Origin of the sequence: Neoroseomonas rubea, assembly GCF_016106015.1 — a bacterium.
In the GTDB taxonomy this organism is placed as follows: domain Bacteria; phylum Pseudomonadota; class Alphaproteobacteria; order Acetobacterales; family Acetobacteraceae; genus Neoroseomonas; species Neoroseomonas rubea.
The window spans coordinates 1-5,456 of sequence record NZ_JACADQ010000291.1 but is presented as its reverse complement, the minus strand read 5'-3'; the positions used below and the strand labels follow the sequence as shown (position 1 = coordinate 5,456).

Here is a 5,456-nt window from a genome sequence, read left to right as displayed (position 1 = left end):
AAATTCAAGTGTGACTAGAGTTTGAACGTGTGCTCTTCGGATCTGGCAGCCGACCGTCGCCGCGCTGGCCGAGCGGCTGGCCGCGACCGCCCGCGCGCGGCTCGGCCGCAGCCTGGCGATCCGGGAGGTCGACAGCGGGTCCTGCAATGGCTGCGAGCTCGAAGTGAACGCGCTGCAGAACGTCGCCTACGACCTGGAACGCTTCGGGCTGCGCTTCGTCGCATCCCCCAAGCATGCCGACGTGCTGCTGGTGACCGGCCCCGCCTGCCGCAACATGCGGGAGGCGATGGAACGCGCGCTCGCCTGCACGCCGGAACCACGCTGGGTCGTCGCGGCCGGGGATTGCGCCGTCGATGGCGGCGTCTTCAAGGGATCCTACGCGGTGGAAGGCGGCGCCGGCGCGGTGCTGCCGGTGGACCTGCTGATCCCTGGCTGCCCGCCCTCCCCCGAGCAGTTGCTCGAAGGGCTGCTCGCCTTGCTGGAAGCGGAGGCATCCGGACAAAAGTAGGGCCGGCCGGATTGCTCCAGCCGGCCCACGGGCCATTCCCGAAGGAAGGCCAGTCGGGCAGCGGCCTGCCGGGAATAAGCCGCTGCGACGAAAGGCAAGGTGGCAGGCCGCGCCTCTCCGGCGCGTGGCAGCCACCTTAACTTCCGGCAACCCAGGGTGGCGGTAGCGCCCGCGCGCATCGCCTCATGCCAGCGGCCAAATTCTTCGACCGCCGGCATTGGCCCTTGCGTGCCCTAAGGCGCCGGGCGGAAGCCGCCTGTTTCCTTGGCTTCGCCAGACTCCTGGCGGGCCGCATTCGCGGCCTCCGCGCGAGTCGAAGACTCGCGCCGCCAGCATCAGATCAGGCAGAGCTCCGCGAGGTCGCGCCGCAGCTTGGGGGGCAGGCGATCCAGCCCGACCGGCGCGGGGCGTTCCCGCGACACATCCGCCGGCGCTTCCTCCGGCTTCAGGTAGCGCCAGCCCTGGAAGGGCTTCATCGGGCGCGCTTCGACCGGCACCAGGGCGGGATCGAGGACCAGGGCCGCGCAGGGCGTGCCGTCGTCCCATTCCTCCTCCCGGATCTCCAGGATTCGCTGGCGGACCCGCACGAAGCCCGCCACCACCCAGTAGATCGACCCGCCCGCGCAGACCTCCTCGATCCGCTTGGGGAACATGCGGGTCCAGGCGCGCAGTGGCGGGTCGGTGCGCAGGCGTTCCTTCTGGATCGCCGCGAGCTGCGCGACATCCTTGGGGCCGACCGAGAGCTTGATGAGGTGGAGCACGCCTCTCCATCTCGCGACCTGTGCCGAGTCGGCAAGGGCCTCCGCGTAACCGCGGCGCGCCGGGACGCGAAAGCACCCGGCAGGCGGGCCGGTCCCGCCCCGGAGATCCGCTATGGCCCAGACCGAGACGGCAGCCCCTCCCCTGCCCCGCCCGCCGCGCGACCCACGGCTCGACATCCTGCGCGGCTGGCTGCAGATCTCGATCTTCGGTGCCCATGCGGTCGGCACCTGGTTCGGCGCCTATGGAATCCATGCCGCCTGGGGCCTTTCGGACAGCTCGGAACAGTTCCTGTTCCTGTCGGGCCTCGTGCTCGGCTCGGTCCACACACTGAAGGCGCGCCGCGACGGGGCGGGCGCGGCGGGGCGGGACATGTGGCGCCGGGCGGCCAGGCTCTGGCGCTTCCACATGGTCCTGTTCGCGGTCTTCGGGGCGATGATCCTCTGGGCCGGCATGGCGATGCCGCTGGAAGGGGAGGTCGACCGACTCGGCTGGCGCATGCTCGCCGACCGGCCATGGTGGGCGCTGCCCGGGGCGGCGCTGCTGCTCTACATGCCGAACTACCTCGACATCCTGCCGGTGTTCATCCTGTCGATGGCCGCGCTGCCGGGCTTCCTGTGGCTGGTCGATCGCCTCGGCGCGGCGGCGCTGCTGGTGCCGGGGCTGCTCTGGGCCGGGGTGCAGGCGGGTCTCTGGTCCTATTGGTCCTGGCTGCCGACAGGGCTCGATCCGCTCGCCTGGCAGTTCGTCTTCATGATCGGCGCCTTCTGCGGCCGCGCGGCGCTGCTGCACGGCGCGGCGGTGCGCCGGCGCGGCTGGGCCGTCCTGGCCTCGGTCGCGATCCTGCTGCTCGGCCTGGCGCAACGCGTGGCGGAGGGGTTCGGCGCGGGCCTCGATGTCGAGACGATCTGGACGCTGGCGGGCAAGACGCATCTCGGGCCGCTCGCGCTGCTGCACGGCCTGGCGCTGGCCTATCTGGTCGCGGTGCTGGTGCCGCGGGAGGCGCCCTGGATGCATCATCCGGCGGCGGCCGCGCTCGCCGCGGTCGGGCGGCACAGCCTGCATGTGTTCGGCCTCGGGCTGTTCCTGTCCTGGAGTGTCACGGCGCTGCTGCGACTGCACCCCGGCCTGCCCTGGCTCGACCCCGCGCTGACGCTCGCCGGCGTCGCCATCCTGGTCGGCTATGCGCTGGCGATGGATCGGCGCCGGCTGAGGCCCGCCATGGCCGCCCGATGAGCGCAGCCATCGGCATGCCGGGCTGCGCCGGCGGTTTCGCCGCCGGCACAGCCCGGCCTAGACTGCGCGCTGACCGGGAAGGAGGGCGCGTGGCGATCGATGGCGGGGCGTGGGACGAGTGGCTGGCCGCGGCGCAGGCCGGCGACAGGCGAGCCTATGACCGGCTGCTGCGCGACTGCCTGCCGCTGCTGCGCGCCATCGCGCGGCGCCGCATCCGCGATGCCGCCGAGGCCGAGGACGCGGTCCAGGACACGCTGCTGACGATCCACCGCATGCTCGCCACTTACGACCCTGCCCGCCCCGCCCGCCCCTGGATCGCCGCCATCGCGGAACGGCGCTGCATCGACCGGCTGCGCCGCCATGGCCGCGGCGCCGGGCGCGAGACCCCGATCGAGGACCATGAGGCGACGCTCGCCGCAGCCCCCGGCGTGACCGGGGAGGACCGGATCGCCGGCCGGCAGCTGCGCGAGGCCGTGGCGGACCTGCCGGACAGCCAGCGGACCGCGCTGCGCCTCGCCAAGCTCGAGGACCTGCCGCTGGCCGAGGCGTCGGCGCGCTCGGGCCTGTCCGTCGGCGCGCTCAAGGTCGCGACGCACCGCGCGCTGAAGACCCTGCGCCGACGCTTCGGGGTGGAGGACGACCGATGAGGACCGAGGATCTGATCGGCCGGCTGGCCGAGGATCTCCGCCCTGTGCGACCGCTCGGCCCGCCGCTGCGCCGGTGCGCCGCGTGGCTTGCCTTCGCGGCGCTGGTGATCGGTGCCGCCATCGTGGCGTTCGGCGCGCGGCACGACCTGATGGAGCGGCTCGCGCGGCCGCATGAAGGGGCGCAGCTGCTGTTCGCCGTCGCGACCGGCGTGCTCGCCGCGATCGCCGCCTTCGAACTCTCCCTGCCCGACCGTTCGCCGCGCTGGGCGCTGCTGCCGGTCCCGGCGGTGCTGGCCTGGGGGGCGACGCTGGGCTTCGGCTGCCTCGACGATGTCGCGCGCATGGGACCGCAGGCGCTGGTGCTCGGCACCTCCTGGGGCTGCTTCCGCTTCGTCGTGCTGATGGGCGTGCCGCTCGCGCTCTCGCTCGTCTGGATGCTGCGGCATGCGGGGCCGCTGAGGCCCGTGCCGGTGGCGATGCTGGGCGGGCTCGCGGGGGCGGCGCTCAGCGCCGCGGGCCTGTCGGTATTCCATCACCTGGACGCGGCGGCGATGGTGCTGGCCTGGCATGGCGGCAGCACGCTGCTGGTCGTGCTCGGCTTCGGGCTGTTCGGGCGGCGCTGGCGCGAACGATCCGCGGACGCCTTCACCGCGGCTTAAGGCACGCCGCATATCGTTCCGGGAACGATGTTTCGCGGGGTCGATGATGCGCGCCTTCCTGAACCTGTCGGTCGGCAAGAAACTGGCCGTGTCCGGCGCGGTCGCGCTTGCCATGGTGGTCGGCATCGTCGTCGGCACGCACTGGACGGGATCGGCGATCGATGCGCTGTTCCGCCAGGAAGGCCGGATCGACCAGGGGGCAGAGACGCTGGCGCTGGCGCAGCGGACGGTCGCCGAGGCACCGCTGCACGCGCAGCGCATCGCCATCGCCCAGACCGGAGACGAGGTGGGCGCGGCGCTGGTCGCGGCCAGGGGCAATGTCGCCCGGACCATCCAGCTGACGCGGCAGGCGGAACCCGACATCGGCGACCCCGAGGCCACCCGGATCCTCGCCGAGGCGGTCAGCCGCGCCGAGGCCTTCGGCGCCGTGCTCGAGGACATGGCGCGCCTGCGCCGCGCCGTCATCCAGGCCCGTGACGACGCCTTCCTCACGCGCGCCCAGGACTACGACCAGGCATTCGAGGGCGCCAACGCGACGATCGAGTTCGACGTTCCCGCCGAAGCGCGGGAGGAAGTCCGCACCCGCTTCGTCACCTTCCACCAGGCCTTCAACGACATGCGCGCCTCCGCGCTGCGCTTCCTCGCCACGGGCGACGAGCGCATGGCGCAGCGGGTTCGCCGGGCGAATGCCCAGGCGCGCGTGCACCTGCGCGGCGCCATCACCGGGGCCGAGGCGGCGCCGCGCGCCGCCGAGGAACTGGGCCGGATCGCCGCGATCGCGACCGAGGCGGGCGAGGGCGCCGTCGCCACCATCGACCAGGGCCGCGCGCTGAACGCGCTGCTCGAAGGCCGCGCGGCCGAGGCGCGCAACGCCCTGATCGCCGCCTTCGAGGAGGCGGAGCGGAAGCTCGCCGAGATCGACGAAGCGTCCTTCCGCGCGGTCGGCGCCGCGCTCGACCTTCAGGAACGGCTCGGCATCGGCATGGCCCTCGCGATCGCCGTGCTGCTGTCGCTCTCGGCCTTCGTCATGGCGCGCGCGATCGGCTCCCCGCTGAAGCGCCTGGCCGGCACGCTCGACCGGATCGCGGCGGGCGATGCCGCCGTGGCCGTGCCCGACCGCGGCCGCCGCGACGAGATCGGCCGCATCGCCGACGCCGTCGAGGCGCTGCGCGGCACCGCCGCCGACGCCTTCAGCCGCAGCCAGGTCATCGAGCAGATGCCGCTCGGCGTGATGCTCGCCGACCCCGCCAACGCGTTCCGAATCTCCTACGCCAATGCGGAATCGCGCAGCCTGGTCTGCGGCATGGGAGACCAGATCCACGTCAAGGCGGAGGATCTGGTCGGGCAGAGCATCGACATCCTGGACAAGGGGCCCGCGCGCATCCGCGCCCTGCTGTCCGATCCGGCGAACCTGCCCCACAAGGCGCGGGTGGCGTTCGGGACAGAGGTGCTCGACCTGAACATGTCCGCCGTGCGCGACGCCGCGGGGACCTATGTCGGCGCCATGCTCGCCTGGTCGCGCGTGACCGACCAGGCGCGCCTGGCCGACACCTTCGAGGCGGACATCGGCGCCGTGGTCGGCTCCGTCGCCGCCGCCGCCGCGCAGCTCCAGCAATCCGCCCGCACCCTCACCGCCGCCGCCGCCGA

General features: G+C 73.1%; 6 protein-coding genes. 5 read left to right on the top strand and 1 reads right to left on the bottom strand.

Translation table 11 applies throughout. The annotated features are described in order from the left end of the window. The first annotated feature begins 40 nt into the window (after nucleotides 1-40). Entirely contained in the window at nucleotides 41-508 is a 468-nt protein-coding gene (locus HW577_RS19875) for an NADH-quinone oxidoreductase subunit B family protein (protein ID WP_198377868.1), read from the top strand. 335 nt (nucleotides 509-843) lie between these two features. On the opposite strand, the gene HW577_RS19870 is transcribed toward HW577_RS19875, so the two are convergent. Continuing rightward, complete coding sequence (locus HW577_RS19870; RefSeq protein WP_198377866.1) at nucleotides 844-1,269, bottom strand: DUF1489 family protein; 426 nt, start codon at nucleotides 1,267-1,269, stop codon at nucleotides 844-846. Nucleotides 1,270-1,381: 112 nt separating this feature from the next. Between HW577_RS19870 and opgC the strand changes: the two genes are divergently transcribed. The 4 genes from opgC to HW577_RS19850 form a co-directional block, all read left to right on the top strand. After that, a complete protein-coding gene (opgC, locus tag HW577_RS19865) occupies nucleotides 1,382-2,503 on the top strand; it encodes an OpgC domain-containing protein (RefSeq protein WP_198377865.1) in 1,122 nt (373 codons plus the stop codon). A gap of 89 nt (nucleotides 2,504-2,592) precedes the next feature. Continuing rightward, a complete protein-coding gene (locus tag HW577_RS19860) occupies nucleotides 2,593-3,150 on the top strand; it encodes a sigma-70 family RNA polymerase sigma factor (protein WP_332837769.1) in 558 nt (185 codons plus the stop codon). Then, a complete protein-coding gene (locus HW577_RS19855) occupies nucleotides 3,147-3,809 on the top strand; it encodes an NrsF family protein (RefSeq protein ID WP_198377864.1) in 663 nt (220 codons plus the stop codon). Before HW577_RS19860 ends, HW577_RS19855 begins: the two co-directional genes overlap by 4 nt. A 43-nt stretch (nucleotides 3,810-3,852) precedes the next feature. After that, nucleotides 3,853-5,456: HAMP domain-containing protein (locus HW577_RS19850; RefSeq protein WP_198377863.1), on the top strand; the 1,604-nt coding region annotated here is incomplete at its 3' end.